The sequence below is a fragment of the Streptomyces europaeiscabiei genome, assembly GCF_001550375.1.
Taxonomy (GTDB): domain Bacteria; phylum Actinomycetota; class Actinomycetes; order Streptomycetales; family Streptomycetaceae; genus Streptomyces; species Streptomyces europaeiscabiei.
In genome coordinates this window covers 1-18,959 of the sequence record NZ_LRTR01000795.1, presented here as the reverse complement: position 1 = coordinate 18,959, position 18,959 = coordinate 1, and the positions used below count along the sequence as shown (strand labels likewise).

General features: G+C 70.8%; 14 protein-coding genes and 1 pseudogene. 9 read left to right on the top strand and 6 right to left on the bottom strand.

What is annotated here, in order from left to right; all coding sequences use genetic code 11:
- Positions 1–2: 2 nt before the first annotated feature.
- A complete protein-coding gene (locus AWZ10_RS39125; protein WP_060893413.1) occupies positions 3–1,283 on the top strand; it encodes a phenylacetate--CoA ligase family protein in 1,281 nt (426 codons plus the stop codon).
- A gap of 66 nt (positions 1,284–1,349) precedes the next feature.
- Positions 1,350–3,326, top strand: coding sequence for a ThiF family adenylyltransferase (locus tag AWZ10_RS39120; RefSeq protein WP_079104625.1), 1,977 nt, complete (start codon positions 1,350–1,352; stop codon positions 3,324–3,326).
- A gap of 436 nt (positions 3,327–3,762) precedes the next feature.
- Here AWZ10_RS39120 and AWZ10_RS39115 read toward each other — a convergent pair whose 3' ends face one another.
- Positions 3,763–4,185, bottom strand: coding sequence for a secondary thiamine-phosphate synthase enzyme YjbQ (locus tag AWZ10_RS39115; RefSeq protein ID WP_060893412.1), 423 nt, complete (start codon positions 4,183–4,185; stop codon positions 3,763–3,765).
- 136 nt (positions 4,186–4,321) lie between these two features.
- Here AWZ10_RS39115 and AWZ10_RS55575 point away from each other — a divergent pair, with 136 nt between their 5' ends.
- The 4 genes and pseudogenes from AWZ10_RS55575 to AWZ10_RS39095 all read left to right on the top strand — a co-directional run bounded on the left by AWZ10_RS55575 (position 4,322) and on the right by AWZ10_RS39095 (position 7,207).
- Positions 4,322–4,405, top strand: a complete 84-nt coding sequence (locus AWZ10_RS55575; protein WP_319053403.1) for a putative leader peptide — start codon at positions 4,322–4,324, stop codon at positions 4,403–4,405.
- A 401-nt stretch (positions 4,406–4,806) separates the two neighbouring features.
- A pseudogene (locus tag AWZ10_RS39110) lies at positions 4,807–4,947 on the top strand (ABC transporter permease); the annotation flags it as partial.
- Positions 4,920–5,747 carry an ABC transporter ATP-binding protein gene (locus AWZ10_RS39105; RefSeq protein WP_079104624.1) on the top strand — a complete coding sequence of 276 codons (828 nt, stop codon included), beginning with the start codon at positions 4,920–4,922 and terminating at the stop codon, positions 5,745–5,747. The pseudogene AWZ10_RS39110 and the gene AWZ10_RS39105, both read left to right, overlap by 28 nt.
- 380 nt (positions 5,748–6,127) lie before the next feature.
- Complete coding sequence (locus tag AWZ10_RS39095) at positions 6,128–7,207, top strand: NAD(P)-binding domain-containing protein (RefSeq protein WP_060893409.1); 1,080 nt, start codon at positions 6,128–6,130, stop codon at positions 7,205–7,207.
- A 23-nt stretch (positions 7,208–7,230) separates the two neighbouring features.
- On the opposite strand, the gene mltG is transcribed toward AWZ10_RS39095, so the two are convergent.
- Both mltG and AWZ10_RS39085 read right to left on the bottom strand, forming a co-directional pair.
- Positions 7,231–8,112 carry an endolytic transglycosylase MltG gene (mltG, locus tag AWZ10_RS39090; protein ID WP_060893408.1) on the bottom strand — a complete coding sequence of 294 codons (882 nt, stop codon included), beginning with the start codon at positions 8,110–8,112 and terminating at the stop codon, positions 7,231–7,233.
- 43 nt (positions 8,113–8,155) lie between these two features.
- The gene (locus AWZ10_RS39085; protein WP_060893407.1) at positions 8,156–10,033 is read right to left on the bottom strand and encodes an ABC transporter ATP-binding protein; all 1,878 of its coding nucleotides are present in this window, start codon (positions 10,031–10,033) and stop codon (positions 8,156–8,158) included.
- A 112-nt stretch (positions 10,034–10,145) separates the two neighbouring features.
- On the opposite strand from AWZ10_RS39085, the gene AWZ10_RS39080 reads away from it, so the two are divergent.
- The gene (locus AWZ10_RS39080) at positions 10,146–10,601 is read left to right on the top strand and encodes a MarR family winged helix-turn-helix transcriptional regulator (RefSeq protein ID WP_060893406.1); all 456 of its coding nucleotides are present in this window, start codon (positions 10,146–10,148) and stop codon (positions 10,599–10,601) included.
- Between the two features lie 90 nt (positions 10,602–10,691).
- Here AWZ10_RS39080 and AWZ10_RS39075 read toward each other — a convergent pair whose 3' ends face one another.
- The 3 genes from AWZ10_RS39075 to AWZ10_RS39065 form a co-directional block, all read right to left on the bottom strand.
- Positions 10,692–12,146, bottom strand: a complete 1,455-nt coding sequence (locus AWZ10_RS39075) for a cation:dicarboxylate symporter family transporter (protein WP_060893405.1) — start codon at positions 12,144–12,146, stop codon at positions 10,692–10,694.
- A 144-nt stretch (positions 12,147–12,290) separates the two neighbouring features.
- Entirely contained in the window at positions 12,291–13,901 is a 1,611-nt protein-coding gene (locus AWZ10_RS39070; RefSeq protein WP_060893404.1) for a peptide-N4-asparagine amidase, read from the bottom strand.
- Positions 13,902–14,001: 100 nt separating this feature from the next.
- Positions 14,002–14,697 (bottom strand): hypothetical protein, encoded by a 696-nt coding sequence (locus tag AWZ10_RS39065; RefSeq protein ID WP_205576261.1) that lies wholly within the window; start codon positions 14,695–14,697, stop codon positions 14,002–14,004.
- 350 nt (positions 14,698–15,047) lie between these two features.
- On the opposite strand from AWZ10_RS39065, the gene AWZ10_RS39060 reads away from it, so the two are divergent.
- Entirely contained in the window at positions 15,048–17,081 is a 2,034-nt protein-coding gene (locus tag AWZ10_RS39060) for an ABC transporter ATP-binding protein (protein WP_060893403.1), read from the top strand.
- Positions 17,078–18,859, top strand: a complete 1,782-nt coding sequence (locus tag AWZ10_RS39055) for an ABC transporter ATP-binding protein (protein ID WP_060893402.1) — start codon at positions 17,078–17,080, stop codon at positions 18,857–18,859. The genes AWZ10_RS39060 and AWZ10_RS39055 overlap by 4 nt, the downstream gene beginning before the upstream one ends.
- Positions 18,860–18,959 lie beyond the last annotated feature (100 nt).

Genomic DNA, 18,959 nt, shown 5'->3' with positions numbered 1-18,959 from the left:
CCGTGTCCGAGTCCGAGTCCGAGTCCGAGTATTACGCCGACGCCCTCACCGAACTTGTCGCCTTCGTCCGTCAGCACTCGCCCTACTACCGCGACCTGTACGCCCAGGTGCCGGCCGGCCCCGTCGTCCTGGAGGACCTGCCCGTCCTGAATCACGAGTCCTTCTGGGGGGCCAACACCGCCCACGACAGCCGGGTGCTCACCGGCCCGCTCACCGACGGCATCGTCTTCAAGTCCGGCGGCACCACCACCGAGCCCAAGCTCTCCGTTTATACCCGGCAGGAGCTGCTGGGCATGAGCAGGCTGCAGGGCAACGGCTTCGAGCAGGCCGGACTGCGCCCCGGCGACCGGATCGCCAACCTCTTCTACGCCGGAGAGCTGTACGCCAGCTTTCTGTTCAACGTGCTGTGTCTGCAGGAGTCCTCGGTACCGAACGTGCACCTGCCCATCGCATCCGCCCCGCTGGAGTACACGGCACACGTCATCCACGAGTTCGCCGCCACCGCACTGCTGGGGCCGCCGACCACGATCTGCCAACTCGCCGCCCAGCTGGCCGAGTCGGGCCGTCCCGCACCCGACGTCCACGTCGTGATGTTCGGCGGCGAGTCCTTCTACGAGGACCAACGCCCGCTCCTCGAAACGGCGTTCCCCAACGCCCTTATCCGCTCGATGGGTTACGGCAGCGTGGACGGCGGCATGCTCGGAGCACCCGTGGCCGACGATCCCGATCCCCGGGTCCACCGCATCCACCGGCCGCAGACCGTGATGGAGATCGTCGACGACGACACCGGCGAGCCCGTCAGGGAACCGGGCCGGCCCGGACGGCTGGTCGTGACCGATCTGGCCCGCCGGCTGATGCCCGTGATCCGGTACCCCACCGGGGACCGCGGCGCCTGGGTGGACCGCCAGGAGGGGCTGTTCCGGCTGTTGGGCCGCTCCGACGAGGGCGCCCGGGTCGGGCCGATCACCGTGTACCTGGAGGATCTGCGCGCCGTGGTGCAACACGTGGCGGCCGGCCGGCCCCTTGTCGGCATGCAGGTGGTGCAACGCCGCAAGGACACCCGGGACGAGCTGGTGGTGCGCATCGCGGGCGATCTCGGCGATCCGGACACCGTGGGCAAGGCCGTCGCGAGCCGGCTCGACGAGATCCGCCCGATGTTCGCGGAGCACGTAGAGGCCGGACTGATCAACCCGCTGACGGTGGAGTGCGTTCCTGCCGCCGGGCTCGTCGTCAACTCCCGGACGGGAAAGCTGCTCCGGCTGATCGACGAACGCACACCATGAGTGCCCGCCTCCAGGGGCACCCGACCAGAACAGTCCGCGACCGGCGTACGGAGGGAGGGTTCCGCCATGACGCATGACACGGACCCCCACGACACGAACAGCCACGACACGAGTGCCCATGACCCGGACCTGTCGGACATCGCCGTGGCGGTGACCGGGACCGAGGCGGTGACCCGTAACCTCGGCATCGTCAACGAGCGTGAGCAGGCGGCGCTGCGCGCGGCGACCGTGCTCGTGGCCGGCTGCGGCAGTGTCGGCGGTGCGGTGGTGGAACCGCTGGCACGGCTCGGCGTGATGCGCTTCCGGCTCGCCGACCCGGATCACTTCGACGTCACGAACCTGAACCGACAGGCCTGTGTGCTCGCCGACGCGGGCCTGCCGAAGCCCGAGGTGCTGGCCCGGCGGGTGCGGGCCATCAGTCCGTCCGCCGAGGTGACCGTCTGCCCGGAGGGGCTGACGCTGGAGAACCTGGACGAGGCACTGGACGGTGTCCATGTCGCCTTCGACGCCATCGACCCGCAGATGTCCGCGTGGGTCAAGTACCAGCTCCACGAGCGGGCCGCGCGGCGTGGCATCCCCGTCGTCGCGGGCGCGGACTTCGGCGGGAAACCGGCCGTGTATGTCTTCGACTACCGTCGCCGTCCCGTGCCCTTCTACGGCACCGCCACCGCCGAGGCCCACCGGGAGAGCCGCGTCTGGGACTCCGTACGGTGGTTCGGCAGGACTCATTTCCCCAGCGACTATCTCCCGGTCATGACCGACCGGCTGTCCAACGGCGGCACCTGGCCGCAGATCTCCTACTGCGTGCTCGGCATGGGCGCGTTGGGCAGCAGAGTGGTACTGGACCTGTTGATGAACCGCAGGACGCGGCACGTCGTCACCGTGGACCTGCACGCCGCGACCATGCCCCGGGCGGCGGCGCTCGCCCACCGGGCCCGTATGCCGCTGGAGCTCGCGCGGACCCTGCGAGCGGTCCGGACGACATCCCGGAAGACCTCCCGGGCGGCGGCTCCGGCATCCGAGCGAATCCGAGCGAATCCGACCGCGTCCACGACACCGCCCGGGCGTCCGCTCCCCGAACGACTCGCCATCGTGCTGCGGGGCGCGCGGCTCGCACCGTCGGCCTACAACGCCCAGCCCTGGCGCTTCGAGCCGGTCGACGGGCGTACGGTGCGGCTGGCGCCCGATTCCGGGCGCTGGCCCTCCGCCGCACCTGACGTGCTGGGCTGGGCGGAGAGCCTCGGCTGCGCGCTGGGGGCGATGTCCTACCTCGCACACGGGGAGTGGGAGGCCCGTGCCGCCGATCCGGGTGACGCGGACCGGTACGCGGGCCGGTTCCACTGCGACCGGCTGCGCGACGACGTGCTCGCCCGGCAGGGCGCCCTCGGCCTGCGCAGCACCCACCGGGACGATCTGCTGCGGACACCGCTCGACGGGACCACCCTGAAGCGGATCGAACTGACGTGTACCGAGCGGAACCTCACCCTGGAAACAGTCGCCGGAACCACGGCCCTGGGCCGGCTCGCTCGCGGTGAACTCGACGCGGCGGAGGACAGCCGCTCGGACGACGGTGAGCTGTGGGAGTGGCTGAGGGAACGGGCGCGGACCGAGGACGGCCGACGCTCGTTCGGCGACCCGGGTGATCTGCTCGGTGTCTCGGGAGCGGCCCGCGCCGTGGGCCGCGTCCTCGGGAGCCGGATGGCGCCGCCCGCCATGGTGACGGCCCGGCTCCGGGCCCGGAGACTGCGCAACTGCGGAGCCGTACTGGTCCTGCGGGGCCCCCGGCGGACGGTCACCGACCGGCTCGACGCGGGTGTGGCGCTGATGCGGGTGTGGCTCGCGCTGACCGAGGCCGGATACGCCGCCCAGCCGCTGGGACACGAATTCGGCGCACCGGGCGCACCCTGGACCGGGGGCGGCGCGGACCGGGACGACACGGTACTGGCAGTACTGCGGGCGGGACGGGCCACGACCGCACCGGCCCACCGGGCGACACGCTGCCCGACCGACGCCTCCGTGCGGTGGACCGGATGGACGGGATAGCGGCATCGCAGCCGCGCAGACCTGCGCCCTCCAACCGGGTCCGTGCGACGCGTTGGAGGGCGGGAGCGGTCCTGGACCGCGGGTCAGTTGACACCGGCGACAGTGACGTCCAGGCTCCGGAGCCGGGCGCACCCGACGAGTCCGACGCGAACGACAGGTCGTGTCCCGCTTCGTGGTGTGAGCGACCTTGCTCGACGCGTTCCGGTAAGGCGCGCGTCGGCCACTCCATGGGACACGGCTCCCGGGTCGCGCAGCGGCTGACCTGTCTCAGCGCCATGCATGGCCCCGGACCGCGCCGATGCGGCGATGCGGCGATGCGGCGATGCGGCGATGACCTGCGGATTCCGGCGCCTTGATCCGCTACACCACATGGTGGTACGCCACCCTCATTTTTTCGGCGCGGCCGGACTTTGCTCCCACAGCCCCACCAGGACACTCAACCGAGGAAGCTCAACCGGACCAGACGGTCCGTGTTGCTCGTGTTCGTGTCCACCAGGCACACGGACTGCCACGTCCCCAGTTCCAGCCTCCCGGCGATGACCGGCAGGGTGGCGTGGGGTGGGACGAGGGCGGGGAGGACGTGGTCGCGGCCGTGGCCGGGGGTGCCGTGGCGGTGTTGCCAGCGGTCGTCGGCGGGAAGGAGGGTACGGAGGGCGGCGAGGAGGTCGTCGTCGCTGCCGGCGCCCGTTTCGATGACCGCGATGCCGGCCGTGGCATGCGGGACGAAGACGTTGAGGAGACCGTCCCGGCCGGCCGCAGCCTCGCGGAGGAACGTCTCGCAGTCGTGGGTCAGGTCGACGACCCGTTCGCGGGAGCCGGAGGCGATGTTCAGGACTCGGGTGGTGAAGACATCGGACATGACTTCATCCTCGCGCACCCCGCAGGCGCCGTGCGGGAACGACCGCCCGCGCCGACAGCGCTCACCTGGTGATACCTGGCATCCACTTCGCGAGACGCCATTGACCGTGTGCGGACCGGCTGGCTAGTTTCGCCGTATGTCGCGTTCAGCCCTGCTCACTTCGCGCGGTCACATCGACCTCCTGCGGGTGGCCTCCGCCGCGTGTCGTCGCGGCTGCTGACGCCCCTTCGCCTCCCTTTCTCCTCGGCCTGCGCGCTGCCCCGTCCGCACGCCTGACCAGCCGGGTCCACCGAGCGATCCGTCGACCGGTGTCCGACGCGGTGGCACCACACGGTCGCCCCCACCGGCGTTCTCCCCCGTGGAGCTCCCATGAGCGTCAGTCATGCCCCGCCCTATTCCGATCAGGCGGATGCTCCGGACACAGCCGATACCCACAACGGCTCCCCGGTCCCGGCTCTTCCGGCAGTCCCGGCTCCCCCGGTCCCGGCTCTTCCGGTTCCCTGCGACTCGATGCCGAACTGGACCCGGACCCCCGACTCGCCCTCGAATCCATCGTCCCCGGCTCCGCCCGCCTCACCCGTGCCCCCGTCGGCTGCGGCGCACCCCTCCGGGTCCCTTCCGCAGGCTCGGGACTTCCCGCTGACCCACGTGATCGTGGTCTGCCTCATCGTCCACGCCTTCCTCGGCCCGCTCGCCGACTTCATCGTCCGCTCCCTCGAAAGGCTGCTGCCGCAATGGCGACCGACGTTCACCGGCCGGTGACCAAGACGAAGGCTCACCCGGCCCCCGCGACCACCCCCGCCCTCACCTCTACCGCTTCCGCGCTCCACGCCGTGCACGTCGAGGGTCTCACCCGCACCTTCGACGGCCGTGCCGTCCTCGACGATCTCCGACTCGACGTCCGGCCGGGCGAGTTCGTGGCCCTGCTCGGCCGCAGCGGCTGCGGCAAGTCCACTCTGCTGCGCATCCTCGCCGGGCTCGACCGCGACATCGAGGGAACCGTCCTGGTGCCACGCCGCAGGGCCTTCGCGTACCGGACACCGAGGTTGATGCCGTGGAAGAGGGTGTGGTGGAAGGTCCTGCGCGGTCTGCCGGGCAGGACCGAACGCTCCCTCGCCGAGCAGGCGCTCGCGCAGGTCGGCCTGGAGCATCGCTCCGGCGCCCGGCCCAGGACGCTCTCCGGCGGAGAGGCCCAACGCGCTTCTCTGACAGGAGTGTTGGCCCGTGAACCCGATCTGCTGCTGCTCGACGAGCCGTTCGGTTCCCTCGACGCGCTCACCCGGATCAAGGCACATCGCCTGGTGGGCGAGTTGTGGCAGCGGCGCGGCTGCGCGGTGCTCCTCGTCACGCACGACGTCGAGGAGGCGGTGCTGCTCGCCGACCGCGTCCTCGTGATGGACGACGGTGTCATCGCGTACGAGACACCGGTCGACCTGGACCGGCCCCGCGACCTCACCGACCCCCGGTTCGCCGAGCTGCGCGGACAACTCCTCGAACGACTGGGCGTCGACACCACTGCCGAAGCCGCCGGAATACATCCGCGTTCACCCGCGTGCACGTGAGTGCACCGGTGACCGGCGGCGGACGCTCGCCCTGCACGGCGGCTCCCGGGACGGACCGCAGATGCACCCCGATCCCCTCCCGGGCGGGGGTCGGTCTCGCCCGAGGTGGCGCCGACATCGCGCTCGCCGGCGGCCGTGCCGAGCTCCCACACCCGATCGAGGAGTGCCACGCACCGGGTGTCGAGCCTGTCGTGCTGTCCGGCTGTCCGGCTGTCCGGCTGTCCGGCTGACCGGCTGACCGGCTGACCGGCTGACCGGCTGACCGGCTGTCCGGCTGACCGCGCCTGGAGGGGCGTACCCGTTCGGGGCGGGCGCGATCCCGGAACCGACGGCGTACGGGCTGTGGGAAGATCCGCACCCCCTTCACGGTTGGTAGAAGCGTGAACAACACGCGCGAGGTCGAGGTAGTCGTCATCGGCGCCGGCCAGGCAGGTCTGGCCGGCGCCTACCACCTTCGCCGGACCGGTTTCGAGCCGGAGCGCGATTTCGTGGTGCTGGACCACTCCCCCGGCCCGGGAGGCGCATGGCAGTTCCGCTGGCCGTCGCTGACGTACGGCAAGGTGCACGGGATGCACGCGCTGCCGGGTATGGAACTGACGGGGGCCGATCCGGCACGGCCGTCCGCCGAGGTCGTCAGGGAGTACTTCGACTCGTACGAACACACCTTCGACCTGCGGGTACGGCGTCCGGTGGACGTCCGCGCGGTGCGGGAGGGCGAGGGCGGGCGCCTGCTGGTGGAGGCCTCGGACGGTACCTGGTCGACGCGCGCGCTGATCAACGCGACGGGCACCTGGGACCGGCCGTTCTGGCCGCGCTATCCCGGTCAGGAGACGTTCCGGGGACGGCAGTTGCACACCGCCCAGTACCCGGGGCCCGAGGAGTTCGCGGGGCTGCGGGTGGTCGTGGTGGGCGGGGGTGCGTCCGGGACGCAGCACCTGCTGGAGATCGCCCCGTACGCCGCCGCGACGACATGGGTGACGAGGCGTCCGCCCGTCTTCCGCGAGGGGCCGTTCGACGAGGGCGCGGGGCGGGCGGCCGTCGCCCTGGTGGAGGAGCGGGTACGGCAGGGTCTGCCGCCGAAGAGCGTCGTGTCGGTGACGGGACTGCCGCTCAACGACGCGATCCGGCAGGGCCTCGCCGACGGCGTGCTGGACCGGCTGCCGATGTTCGACCGGATCACGGCCGACGGAGTGGAGTGGGACGACGGCCGCCACGTGGACGCCGACGTCGTCCTCTGGGCGACCGGCTTCCGCCCCGCCGTCGACCATCTGGCGCCGCTACGGCTGCGCGAGCCCGGCGGCGGCATCCGGGTCGACGGCACCCGCGCGCTCGCCGACCCACGGGTCCATCTGGTCGGCTACGGCCCCTCGGCGAGCACCATCGGCGCCAACCGCGCCGGCCGCGCGGCGGTACGGGACATCAGGCGACTGCTGGCGAACGAACCGGTCGCCGCCGTCTGACGTCCCGAGCCGCCTCGGCAGACTCAGCGAGCCGCCTGCGAGGGGGGCGGGGTGCTCGCCTCGGCGGTCGGTGACGGCTTCTTCCGGTTCTGGTTGAACTCGGCGACATTGCGCAGGTGTTCCTGGTAGTTCGCCGTGAAGCGGGTGTCGCCGGGCTTGACCGTCACGAAGTACAGCCAGTCGCCCGACGTGGGATTGACCGCGGCGCGCATCGCCGCCTCGCCCGGGTTGGCGATCGGCGTGGGCGGCAGGCCCATGCGCCGGTACGAGTTGTAGGGGCTGTCGATCTTCGTGTCGTCGGCGGTGGTGTCCAGCGTGGAGCGGTTCAGCGCGTAGTTGATGGTGGAGTCCATCTGCAGCGGCATGCCGCGCTCCAGGCGGTTGAAGACGACCCGGGCGACGCGGCCCATGTCCTTCTCGGCGGCCGCCTCGGCCTGGACGATGCTCGCGATGGTGACCGCCTGGTAGACGTTCATCGCGTTGCGCTGGGCCCCGGCCGTGACGTGACCGCCGTTGAACTTCTTGTGCGCGGTCTCGACCATGAACGACAGCAGGGACTCGGGAGTCGACTTCTCCCGCAGGGGATACGTCGCCGGGAAGAGGTAGCCCTCCGGGTTGCCCTCGGCATCGGCCGGGAGCTTCAATTTGGCCTTGGCCAGGGATTTCTTGGTGGATCCGGCGGGCAGGGCGAGGGCCTTGTCGACGGCTGCGTAGACCTGTCCGGAGCGCCAGCCCTCCGGGATCACCAGTGACGTCGGGTGCTCGGCCGCGCCGCCACCGGTCTGAACGCTCAGCAGCGGCACCGCCACGGCGGTGGCCGCCACGACGGCTCCGGTCGCGATGAGGGCGGCCCGGCCCCTGCGCGTCAGTCGAATCGTGCTCCGTGGCGGAGTGTTCATCTGCATGCGGGCACGGTAACCCGCATATCACCTCAAACCCGGCATATCTTCATCTTGTCGGTTCCAGTTTCGGCGCCTCGATCACCTCGCGGCCCGGAGCCAGCCGCGCGTCCCGCCGCACGAGAGCCGCGTACCGCCCGTCGCGCTCCAGCAGTTCCTCGTGCGTACCGCGTTCCACCGCACGACCGGAGTCCAGTACGACGATCTGGTCGGCTTCCCGGACGGTGGAGAGCCGGTGGGCGATGGTGACGGTGGTGCGGTTGGCGGACAGCGCGTCGATGGCCTGCTGCACCGCGTGCTCGGTACGGGTGTCGAGGGCGCTGGTCGCCTCGTCGAGGATCAGGACGGGCGGGTCGCGCAGGATGGTGCGGGCGATGGCCAGGCGCTGCTTCTCACCTCCGGAGAAGCGGTGGCCGCGTTCGCCGACGACCGTGCCGTAGCCGTCGGGCAGGGCCGCGATGTGGTCGTGGATCTGGGCCGCCCGCGCCGCCGCGTGGAGCTCCTCGTCGGTGGCGTCCGGCTTGGCGAAGCGCAGGTTGTCGGCGACCGAGGCGTGGAAGAGGTAGGTCTCCTGGGAGACGACGCCGATGCCGCGGGCCAGCGTGTCGAAGTCCAGGTCGCGTACGTCGACCCCGTCGAGGGTGACCCGGCCGCCCGTGACGTCGTACAGCCTCGGCACCAGACAACCGAGCGTGGACTTGCCGGCGCCGGTCGGCCCGACGACGGCGAGGCTGCCGCCGGCCGGGACGGTGAGGTCGATGCCGTCGAGGATCGGGCGCGCCTTGGCATCGCCGCCGGGGCTGCCGGGGCTGCCGCGACCTTCGCCGTCGTAGCGGAACTCGACGTTCTCGAAGCGGACCTCGCCCTTGACCTGGTCGAGGTGGACCGGGCGCTCGGGTTCGGTGATGTCGATGGGCAGGTCGAGGTACTCGAAGATGCGCTGGAAGAGGGCGAGCGAGGCCTGGATCTGGACGCCGGTGGACAACAGGCTCACGGTCGGCCGGAACAGGTTCTGCTGGAGCGAGACGAAGGCCACGAGCGTACCGACCGAGACGGACGGGCCGCCGAGCTGGAGCGCGATGCCTGCGGTCCAGTAGATGACGGCGGGCATGGCGGCCATGACCACGGTGATGACGGCCATGCGCCAGCGCCCGGCCATGTTGACCCTGACCTCCAGATCGACGAGCCGCTCGGACTCCTCGGCGAAGGACTTGGTGAGCGAGTCGGCGCGACCCATCGTGCGGCCGAGCAGGATGCCGCTGACGGACAGCGACTCGGTGACCGTCGCGGCCATGGCCGCCATCTGGTTCTGGCGCTGGGTGGTGATCTTCTTGCGCTCGTTGCCGACCCGGCGGCTTATCCACACGAACAGCGGCAGCAGGAGCAGGGTGACCACGGTGAGCCGCCAGTCCAGGGCGACCATGGCGACGACCGTGGCGACCACGCTGGTGGTGTTGGAGACCAGGGAGGTGGCCGTGGAGGTGACGGTCGCCTGCATGCCGCCGATGTCGTTGGCGATGCGGGACTGGACCTCGCCGGTGCGGGTGCGGGTGAAGAAGGCGAGCGACATGCGCTGCAGCCGGCCGTAGACGGCGGTGCGCAGATCGTGCATGACGCGCTGGCCGACGGTCGTGGAGATCAGCGCCTGCAGGACACCGAAGATGCTGGTGAGCACCGCACTCAGGATCATGCCGAGCGCGAGCAGGCTCAGCAGACCGGTGCGACGCTCGGGGATCGCGGTGTCGAGTATCTCCTTGAGGAGGAAGGGCGTGGCGACCGACGCGAGCGACGCGGCGCCGACGAGCAGGCCGACGACGGCGAGCCGGCCGCGATAGGGGCGGAAGAGTTTCAGGATGCGGCGTACCTGTCGGGGCTGTTCCTGCGACTTGCCGGACGGGCCCCGGGTGGGTTCGTGTTCGGGATGCATGGGCTCCTACGGGAGGTGAGGCGGATGGGATGGCTGCCTTGGCACGGATTTCCGGAGCTTAGCTCATTGTTACCTATGCTCACAATGAACATGGTCCTGATATTGTTCCCGTATGACCACCCCCGACGCCGACGGACTGCTCGCCGAACAGTTGCTGCGGCTCACCCGCCGTGTGCACCGCATCCAGAAGCGCCACCTCCAGCAGAGCGGGTTGGAGATCACCCCGGCGCAGTCCCGGCTCCTGCGCACCCTCGCGCACTACGACACGCCGCCGCGCATGGCCGATCTGGCGGCGCGGCTGGAGGTCGTGCCCCGGGCCGTGACGACCCTGGTCGACGCGCTGGAGGAGAGTGGCCGGGTGCGCCGGGTGCCCGATCCCACCAACCGGCGGGTGATCCGGATAGAGGTCACGGACGAGGGCCGCAAGGTACTGCGGGAGCTGCACCATGCGCGACGTGCGGCGGCGGAGGAGATTCTGGCGCCACTGCTCGACGACCAGCGGGGGGTGCTCGGGGGGCTGCTCGACACACTGATCGACGGAGCGCCGGCGGCGGAGCGGAGTTGCTGAGCGGCGGCTGCTGAGCCGGCGTGAGCGAAGGGCCCGGCGCAGAGTGCTGCGCCGGGCCCTTCGCCATGGGCGAGGTCGGAGAAGGAGTGGTCAACTCACTTCGGGTGCGGGTTCCTTCGCCTCGACCTTGGAAAGCGCGGGTACCTCCGCCTTCGCGGGTGTCTCGGCAGTCTTCGCAGGGGTCTCGGCAGTCGTGACGGGGGTCTCGGCAGGTCGGTCCCCGTCTTCGGCGGGCTCGTCCTCCTCCACGAACTGGATCTCCCCGTCGAGCATCTTCTTCGCCCGTTCGGTGTCCAGTGCGCCCTCCCACTTCGACACCGCGAAGACGGCGACGCAGTTGCCGAGGAGGTTGGTGACGACGCGCATCGAGTCCATGATGCGGTCGACGCCGAGAAGGAGGGCGACGGCTCCGGCCGGGATGGCGCCGAGCGAGGACGCGGTCGCCGACAGGGCGAGGAAGGCCGAACCGGGAATGCCGGCCATGCCCTTACTGGTCAGCATCAGGACCAGGATGACGGTGATCTGCTGGCTGAGGCTGAGGTCCACACCCACGGCCTGCGCGATGAACAGCGTGCCGATGGAGAGGTAGATGGACGCGCCGTCGAGGTTGAAGGAGTAGCCGGTGGGCAGCACGAGACCCACGGCGTCGTCACGGGCGCCCGCCTGCCTCAGCTTCTGCATCATGCGCGGCATGACGCTCTCGCTGGAGGCGGTGCCCAGCGCGAGCAGCATCTCCGCGCGGGTGTAGCGGACGAATTTCCACAGACTCAGCCCGGTCACCAGCTTCAGCGCGACACTGAGCAGCACGAGGAAGACGAGGGCCACGGCGTAGCAGAGGATGATCAGTTTGGCGTAGGTCTTCATCACGCCGAGGCCGTACTCGCCCACCAGGTGGACCATCGCGCCGAACACGGCGAGCGGGGCCAGCTTCATGACGAAGCCGACGATCGCGAAGATGACCTCCTGGGCCTGCTCGATGGCGGGCAGGATCTTGGGCACCTTGGTGTGGCCGAGATGCAGCAGCGCGGCGCCGACGAGGCAGGCGAGCACGAGCACCTGGAGCAGCGAGTTCTCGGCGAACGCGCCGATCGCGCTCTGCGGCAGCGCGTTCAGGATGAACTCGCCGGTCGTCGGCAGCTCGCCGCCGGCGGTCTTCGCGTCGACCGCCGAGGTGTCGAGCTTCGAGGGGTCGACGTTCATGCCCGAGCCGGGGCCGACGACGTTGGCGGCGACCAGACCGATGAGCAGCGCGGCCGTCGACGCGACCTCGAACCAGATCAGGGCCTTGAGCCCGATCCGCCCGAACGCCTTCAGATTGCCGGCCTTGGCGATGCCCACGACGACCACGCAGAACACCAGGGGCGAGATGACCGTCTTGATGAGGCGGATGAAACCGTCGCCGAGCGGCTGGAAGGTCGTGGCCGTGTCCGGCCACAACCTTCCGACGACGATGCCGAGCACAAGCGCGACTGCGACTTGTGTGAACAGTGAGGTACGCAGCATGCGTGCGACGCGTCGCGGCAGGGACGGTACGGACTGCGGCACGGGCACTCCTCCGAGGGGGATTTCTGGCATGCGGAAAAGTGCTTCCGCGCCGATCACTATCGGGGAGTTCTCGCTCGTGGGGAAGACCGCCGCGTTTCGTCGATGTAAATCATCGAACAGACGTCACATCGCACGCATTCGGCGTCAACAGCCCATCCGGTCCTCCGTCAGCACTCCCTGTACGGAGACCAGCGAACGGTCGTAGCAGCCGCCCGATCCGTACGCTCGGTAGCGCTCACTCGTCGTCCCGACCGCATGGCGCTGGTCACGCGGTACGTTCGCCGTGTACGTGGCGTCACCCGTGTAGGTGTCGTCGAGCCGGGACCACGCCGTGCGCCGCCCGCCGAGCGTCTGCGTGACCGCCGCCCGGTCGCCGAGCGTGAGCACGGTCCGCAGCCGGTCGCCCGCACCGAGCGTCGTCGTTCCGTCCATCGTGTACGACCGCTTGACGCGCGTCGTCCGGGCGGGTCCGCTGCCGTCGACGGTGACCGTCTCGTCGTCGCTCCACCTCGCGTCGAGCGCGTCGGGGTTCTCGCCGTCCGACCACGTGTGCGTGGAGGTATTGGCGAGGCTCCGGCGCACGGTCGTCGCCACACGGCCGTGCGAGGTGTCCACGTACCCGGCGACGGTCAGCCGGTGGTTGCCCTCGGTGTCGAGGCGGTGCTCCGCGCCGGGTGTGTATGTGGACGAGTTCGCGAGGTCGCCCGCCCGGACCTTGGTCAGGGCGCCGGTGACATGCGCTCTCTTCGCGTCCTGCCACACGAGGACGTTGACCGGGGTGCTCCAGCCGGTCCGCCCTTCGGGCACGCCGACGACGGAGACCTCGATCCGGTGCGGGCGGCCGTCGTTGAGGAGGCCCGCGAAGGGGGTCAGGTCATAGCGGAGGGGTTGGATGTCGAGGGCGCGGGGTCCGGGGACGACGTACCAGAGGAAGGGGTTGGACCAGCCACCGGTCCAGACGTTCGGGAACGGGGCGGCGATTCCGGCCAGTTGCCCGTCCACGGCGATCTGCACCTCCCGGTACGGCCCCTCGTCCGCCTTGCAGGAGTACGGCGCCCCCTCGGGAACCGTCAGATACCAGTACTCCTCGCAGCCGCCGCCGGACCCGGTCGCATACACCTCGGCGACGACGCGCTCGCTGTTGCGAGGGGCGGTGAGGGTGCTGCCGTCCTGGAGGGTGAGGACGCGGTCGGGGACGATCTTCGCCGTCTCCGCATCGGGCCTGCCCGCGTAGAAGGTCAGGGTGACCTTGACGTCGAGGATTCCGGTGTACGTGTCGTCGACGACGTTGCCGATGAGCATCTCGACCGGCTGCGCGGTGCGCAGGGTGTCGCTGTAGCGAGTGACGTCCTTCTCCACGGACCACTCGATCCCGTCGGGCGAGGGCTGCGGTGTGGACGTCCGGAACACCTCGACGCCGCCGATGCGCAGATGGCCGAGGCGGTCGAACTGGCGGCCCTTCACCTTGCCGTCGAGCCGCAGGACGACCTTGCTCCACCTCTTGCCGCAGCCTCGCGGCGGCGCATAGGCCCCCCGGTACGGCGTGAAGTCCCTGAACTGAGCCTCGGCGACCGTCACTTCGCACGACTTGGCGTGGTCGGGTCCGGTGACGGAGGGGGCTGCCGTGATGGGGTCGTGCCAGTCTGTGCCGAACTCTGCGGGGACGTCGGCGGATCGGGCTGGGGCGGCCCCTAGGAGGGTGCCCGCCAGGAGGGCTGCTCCGGTGAGCATGGACATGATGATCCGACTTCTCATGGCCGGAGTTCTACGGGGAGTCGGCACCCCGCCGCAATGAGATCTCCGGCCACAAGAGTGCGCGGACGCGCCCGGCGAGCGTGCGGCGGCGCCCGGTGGGTCAGGCCTTCAGCCCCGCCTTGTCCCCCATGACGATCACCGGGTGCCGGTCCGGGTCGAGGGTACGCAGCAGGTACTCCATGCCCGACTTGGACAGACTGACGCAGGCCGAGGTGCCGCTGCCGTGGTCCATGTGCAGCCAGATGCTGCCGCCCTTCGACTGGCCCTCGGGGCGCGTCGGGTCGATCGGCGAAGTGCCCTTGACGCGGTTGTAGTCGATGGCGATCACATAGTCGAAGTCGTGCCAGTGCGACTTGGCCCAGTAGTGCGGCGCCTGGAACGACGCCGACCGGCTGTACGGGAGCTTGGCACCCGGGTCGGCGAGGACGCCTCCCGCGTCGCTGAGCGTGAACACCCCCACGGGGCTGCGCCGGTCGCCCTCCCGATGGTCGGCCGTCCAGCCCTTCTTGCCGTTGTGCCCCTCCCAGCTGCGGGTCTTCTTCCAGGTGGATCCGCTCTTCGTGTACAGCACGACCGTGGCGTCGGCGTCGTTCTCGCCCTCCCCGTAAACCGCCACGACCTGGCGGGATTCGGCGGGGATCTGCTTCTGGAGACGGTCGCCGACGTCCGGGATACGGGTCGGGTCCTCGGTTCGCGCCTCGGAACGGTCGGTCCTGTCCCCGGACTTCGTGGCGCCCGTGTCGGCCTTGGCTCCGTCGTTCGTGCCGCCCGAACCGCCGCACGCCGCCAGGGACATCACCAGCGCACCACAGACCACCGCCGCGAGCCGGACGCGAGCCGTGCCCCTCGCCCCACCCTCGTTGTTCGCACAGCCCGCATCCACATCGCTCACCACGCCGGTTCGTCCCCGCCTCGTACCGCCTATTCGCATACGGTCCATCGTCGCACCGCGCAGCGGACGGATACGCCCGCCGTCCCGCCCGCCGGGCCTCGCACGGGTGGTCCAGGCCGAAACTTTGCCCGGCACCGGAAAACCGTTTGCTTCCGACCACGCTGCGACGCGACCCTTTCACGGCCGGTCGTCGACCCTCGCCGCCCCTTTTCTCCCCACTTCTCCCCCACTCTGACACGAGCCTCTGGGACGTCATGCAGATTCAAGACCTTCCGTACAAGGACCCTGGTGTGCCGGACGCACGCTCGGGTCCCCGATTCCTGTGGTGGCTCGGCCGGAATCAGCTCGGCGGACAGTTCAAGGCGCTGGCATGGGGGTTGTTGCACTTCACCTCCGTGGCCGGACTCCCGTTCTGCGTCGGCTTCGCCATCCAGGCCGTGGTCGACCGCTCCGGCTCCCGGCTCGCCCTCGCGGGTGTGCTGCTGATGCTGTGCGGGTTCACCATCGCGTTGGGCGACACCTTCCTGCACCGGTCGGCGGTCACCAACTGGATCACCGCGGCCGCGCGCGTCCAGCAGTTGCTGGCCCGCAAGACGGCCCAGCTCGGCTCGGCGCTGACGCGTCGGGTGGCGGCCGGTGAGATCGTCGCGGTCTCCACGGGCGACGTCGAGAAGATCGGCTGGTTCGTCGAGGCCGTCTCCCGGTTCACCGCGGCGGCCCTCACCGTGGTGCTGATCTGTGTCGGCCTGGTCGTCTACCAGCCCGCGCTCGGCATCATCGTCGCCGTCGGTGTCCCCGTCCTCGCCCTCTCCGTGCTGCCGCTGCTGCCTCGCGCGACCCGGCGTGCCGACTTCCAGCGCGAGAAGGCGGGCCGCGCCACCGAGCTGGCCTCCGACACCGTCGCGGGCCTGCGCGTCCTGCGCGGCATCGGCGGCGAGGAGCTCTTCCTCGACCGCTACCGCCGGGCCTCCCAGGAGGTCCGCCACGCCGCCGTCCGCAGCGCCCGTATGTGGGCCCTCATCTCCGGCGTCCAGGTCCTGCTGCCGGGGCTGCTGATGATCGCGGTCGTCTGGCACGGCGTGGGTCTCGCTCGCGAGGGACGGATCACTATCGGCGAACTGGTCACCGTGTACAGCGCGGTCATGCTGCTGGCGTACCCGCTCCGCCACTTCGAGGAGATCGCGATGGCGTACTCCTTCTCCCGTCCGTCCGCCAAACGGGCCGCCGGAGTGCTGTCGCTGGAACGGGCCACGGACACGGAAGGGTCCCGCGAGGCCGCCGTGCCCACCGGGGACCTGTACGACCCGGCGACCGGGCTGCTCGCGCCCGCCGGGTGTCTCACCGCAGTGGTGTGCGGCGACCCGGACGCGGCCGGACGACTGGCGGAACGGCTGGGCGGGCATGCCACCGAGGAGGGCACCTCCGTGCTGCTCGACGGCGTACCGCTCGACGAGCTGCCCCTCGACTCCGCCCGCACGGCCGTCCTCGTCCAGGACAAGGACCCCGTGCTGCTCTCCGGCACGCTGCGAGAACTCCTCGACGTCCCCGCCTCGGGCGAGGTCACCACCGAGGATGCGCTGGCCGCCGCACAGTGCGGTGACGTGCTGGAAGCCCTGATCCAGGGGTCGCTCGGCGCCGAGGACGCACTGGACGCACGGATCACCGAACGCGGCCGGTCCCTGTCCGGCGGCCAGCGCCAGCGGCTCGCACTGGCCCGGTCCCTGATCACGGACCCGGGCGTACTGGTCCTGGACGAGCCGACCTCGGCCGTCGACTCGCACACCGAGGCGCGGGTGGCCGACGGCATCCGGTCGCTGCGGGCGGGCAGCACAACGGTCGTCCTCACCTCCTCACCTCTCCTCCTGGACCTCGCCGAACGCGTCGTCCTGGTGCACGAGGGCAAGGTCACGGCGGTCGGCCTGCACCGCGACCTCATCCACGAGGAACCCCGATACCGAGCCGTCGTCACCCGCGAGACCGACGAGGAGACCGCCCCGGCCGACGGGCCCGAGAGGCAGGCGGCAATGGCCCGCGAGGCGGATGCGGAAGCCGCAAGGGTCGGCGGTGCGGAACCGAAGGCCGTGCCGGCAGACGGGCCGGAGGCGAAGGAGGCCGCGACGGCTGCCGGGCCGGAGGCGGAGGCCACTTCCGTCGGCAGGCCCGACGGGAAGGCCGCACCGGCTACCGGGCCCGCCAAGAGGGCTGCCTTCGCGGGTCGGCCGCCGGACCGCAAGACCGCCCTCAGCGACGTGCTGGACGAACTGGAAGAGATCGAGGAGACCGCATGATCGGCGTAGCGCCCCCGGCCTACGACCCGTCCGCCCCGACGACGGCGAACACCCTGCCCGTCGGCGCCCCCGCGACCGTACGCGCCTACGTGGCCGAACTGTTCCGCCGGCACCGCAGGGCCTTCGTCCTGCTCATCACCGTCAACACGATCGCCGTCGTGGCCTCGATGGCGGGCCCCTACCTGCTCGGCGCCCTCGTCGAGCGCGTCTCCGACGGGACGCGTGAACTCCATCTGGAGTTCACGGCGACGGTGTTCGTCGTCGCCCTCGTCGTCCAGGCCGTCTTCGTACGGGAGGTGCGTCTGCGCGGCGCCATGCTCGGTGAGCGGATGCTGGCCGACCTCCGCGAGGACTTTCTCGTACGGTCGGTCGGACTGCCCCCGGGCGTCCTGGAACGCGCCGGCACGGGTGACCTCCTCTCCCGCATCACCACGGACATCGACCGGCTCGCCAACGCCATGCGCGAAGCCGTGCCCCAGCTGGCGATCGGCGTGGTCTGGGTGGCCCTGCTCATCGGCGGGCTCGCCGTGACCGCACCCCCACTGGCCCTCGCCGTACTGCTGGCCATGCCGCTGCTGGTGCTCGGCTGCCGCTGGTACTTCAAGCGTGCCCCCTCCGCCTACCGCTCGGAGTCCGCCGGGTACGCCGCCGTCGCCGCCGTGCTCGCGGAGACCGTGGACGCCGGCCGCACGGTCGAGGCCCACCGTCTCGGCACGCGCCGCATCGACCTGTCGAACCAACGCGTCCGGGAGTGGACCGCCTGGGAACGGTACACACTGTGGCTGCGGTCGGTGCTCTTCCCGGTCATCAACCTCACGCACACCACGGTCCTCGGCTCGGTCCTGATCATCGGCGGGGTGTTCGTCCTGCAGGGCTGGATCGGGCTCGGCCAGCTGACCACGGGCGCGCTCATCGCCCAGATGCTCGTCGACCCGATCAACCTGATCCTCCGCTGGTACGACGAGCTGCAGGTCGCCGAGGTGTCGCTGGCGCGCCTGGTCGGTGTGCGGGACATCGAACCGGACGCGGGTGACCCGGCCGTGACCCCCGAGGGTCGCCATGTCCACGCCGACCGGGTGCGCTTCGGGTACCGCGAAGGCGTCGACGTGCTGCGCAAGGTGTCCCTGGAGGTCGCGCCCGGCACCCGGCTCGCCCTCGTCGGTCCCTCCGGCGCGGGCAAGTCGACCCTGGGCAGGCTCCTCGCCGGGATCTACGCACCCCGCGACGGCCGCATCACCCTGGGTGGCGCGGAGCTGTCCCGGATGCCCGCCGAGGACGTCCGCTCCCATGTGGCGCTGGTCAACCAGGAACACCATGTGTTCGTCGGCTCCCTGCGCGACAACCTGCTCCTCGCCCGCACGGGTGCGCAGGACGCCGAGCTGTGGGCGGCTCTGGGCGCGGTCGACGCCGACACCTGGGCACAGGCGCTGGACGAGGGGCTGGACACCGAGGTCGGCTCCGGCGGGTTCGCGCTCACGCCGGCGCAGGCCCAGCAGATCGCGCTGGCACGGCTGGTACTCGCCGACCCGCACACGCTGGTCCTGGACGAGGCGACCTCCCTCCTCGACCCTCGTGCGGCCCGCCATCTGGAACGCTCTCTCGCCCGCGTCCTCGACGGCCGCACCGTCATCGCCATCGCCCACCGTCTGCACACCGCCCACGACGCCGACGTCATCGCCGTCGTCGAGGACGGCCGCATCAGCGAACTGGGCAGCCACGACCAACTGGTCGAGGCGGACGGCGCGTACGCCGCCCTGTGGAGGTCGTGGCACGGCTGACCGGCACGGGGGCACTGCCGTCGCGGGTGCGGTGGCCCCCGCCGGGGAGCCCCCGACCCTAACCCGGGCCACGAGCGGTCGCGGGACCGCACGGGCCGTG

What these genes read in the sequence shown, in the direction of transcription:
- AWZ10_RS39120 (WP_079104625.1), top strand. Translation starts at nt 1,350, where the DNA reads ATGACGCATGACACGGACCCCCACGACACGAACAGCCACGACACGAGT.
- AWZ10_RS39115 (WP_060893412.1), bottom strand. Translation starts at nt 4,185, where the DNA reads ATGTCCGATGTCTTCACCACCCGAGTCCTGAACATCGCCTCCGGCTCC.
- AWZ10_RS55575 (WP_319053403.1), top strand. Translation starts at nt 4,322, where the DNA reads ATGTCGCGTTCAGCCCTGCTCACTTCGCGCGGTCACATCGACCTCCTG.
- AWZ10_RS39105 (WP_079104624.1), top strand. Translation starts at nt 4,920, where the DNA reads ATGGCGACCGACGTTCACCGGCCGGTGACCAAGACGAAGGCTCACCCG.
- mltG (WP_060893408.1), bottom strand. Translation starts at nt 8,112, where the DNA reads ATGCAGATGAACACTCCGCCACGGAGCACGATTCGACTGACGCGCAGG.
- AWZ10_RS39085 (WP_060893407.1), bottom strand. Translation starts at nt 10,033, where the DNA reads ATGCATCCCGAACACGAACCCACCCGGGGCCCGTCCGGCAAGTCGCAG.
- AWZ10_RS39080 (WP_060893406.1), top strand. Translation starts at nt 10,146, where the DNA reads ATGACCACCCCCGACGCCGACGGACTGCTCGCCGAACAGTTGCTGCGG.
- AWZ10_RS39070 (WP_060893404.1), bottom strand. Translation starts at nt 13,901, where the DNA reads ATGAGAAGTCGGATCATCATGTCCATGCTCACCGGAGCAGCCCTCCTG.
- AWZ10_RS39065 (WP_205576261.1), bottom strand. Translation starts at nt 14,697, where the DNA reads ATGTCCCTGGCGGCGTGCGGCGGTTCGGGCGGCACGAACGACGGAGCC.
- AWZ10_RS39060 (WP_060893403.1), top strand. Translation starts at nt 15,048, where the DNA reads ATGCAGATTCAAGACCTTCCGTACAAGGACCCTGGTGTGCCGGACGCA.
- AWZ10_RS39055 (WP_060893402.1), top strand. Translation starts at nt 17,078, where the DNA reads ATGATCGGCGTAGCGCCCCCGGCCTACGACCCGTCCGCCCCGACGACG.